Genomic DNA, 1274 nt, shown 5'->3' with positions numbered 1-1274 from the left:
AAATAGATTTTCTTTAATAAAGTTTTGCTATTCGACAAACTTAAAATGCTTTGCATTTTTGCAATGTAACATTGCAGTACACAACGACGTAGTGAAACACTACGCCGAGCGAGGGTAATCTATAACTGGTATTAGCATCTGCTAATACCAATCTGTTTTATTAATCATATAATCCAAATTCAATCAGTAATTTTTCTTTGTCTCTCCATTTTACCCAGCCATAAGTCTTAAAGCTTTCAGTAGATTCAATATCTTGAACCTCTACTTTTAGCCAATCTCCAACTATTTTTTTCCCATATATCGCATAGGTGTCGTAGTCAATATACAGTACTTTCTTAGATTTTTCAGTTGGAAAAACTCTCACTGGATTTGTCTTTTTATCAACTATGATAGAATTATATTCATAATTGAGAATAAAGTTTGTCCAACTATAATATTTAACACTTTTTTCTGATTTGCTAATAAATTTTGATTGCCCATTTCCTATAGAAACTTGATACCTACCTTTATCTTCACTAATTACTTCGATTAAAAAAATATCATTTGGAATATCCATTGCGTATGGATTAAACACTTTGGGTAATTTAGGATTAATATCTCCTAACATAGAAATTTCCAAATAAATACTATTATCACTATTCAAAATAGTTAATTGGCTATCATTGCCTAAGCCAGCATTATTACATAAAAGCCCCGTACTTGAAAAGCAATTAAAGACCATCCCAAAAGGACAAAAATATAGTAGAGTTAATATTATTTTTTTCATCTGTTGATTAGTTATTATTACTTTACTTGCATAGGAATAAGTAAATTGAGCGGGGTATTATTTACAGTATTGAGCGTGTAAATCAGCGAAGTAGGAAACAAATTATTAAAATACAATATGAAAAAGTTAATAACATTTGCCATAATTCTTATTTTGTCCATAATTATATTTTAAAAATAGTGAACTCTGTAAATGAAAAAGAAGATAGGATAATATATAACTACTTGAAAGAATTAAGGATAGAGTTTTCTGGAATTGTAAACTCAAAGAAGTACTTAGGTCATGGTGTTAGTAAAATATATGTAAATGTATCAAGTTCTAATATAGAGTACTATCATCCTCAGGATTCATTACAATACTACTTGTGTACAATCGATAAAAATAAAGCTGTGGGGTGGTCTATTTTTGGTTTACACTTTTTGCGAGGTTTTATTGTTTAATGTTTACACTTTTCGGCATTTTTCTCAAACCATTGCGTTTCAAAATCAAGTGGGAATTCATATTTTAA

1 protein-coding gene is annotated in these 1274 nt (G+C 28.9%); it reads right to left on the bottom strand.

Going from position 1 to position 1274, the window contains the following annotated elements; translation table 11 throughout:
- Positions 1–160 precede the first annotated feature (160 nt).
- Positions 161–766 (bottom strand): hypothetical protein, encoded by a 606-nt coding sequence (locus VB776_RS24450; protein WP_323699465.1) that lies wholly within the window; start codon positions 764–766, stop codon positions 161–163.
- Positions 767–1274 lie beyond the last annotated feature (508 nt).

The organism is Arcicella gelida (assembly GCF_034931025.1).
GTDB lineage: Bacteria > Bacteroidota > Bacteroidia > Cytophagales > Spirosomataceae > Arcicella > Arcicella gelida.
Note: the sequence above shows the minus strand (reverse complement) of the source record. Positions and strands in the feature narration are given on the sequence as shown.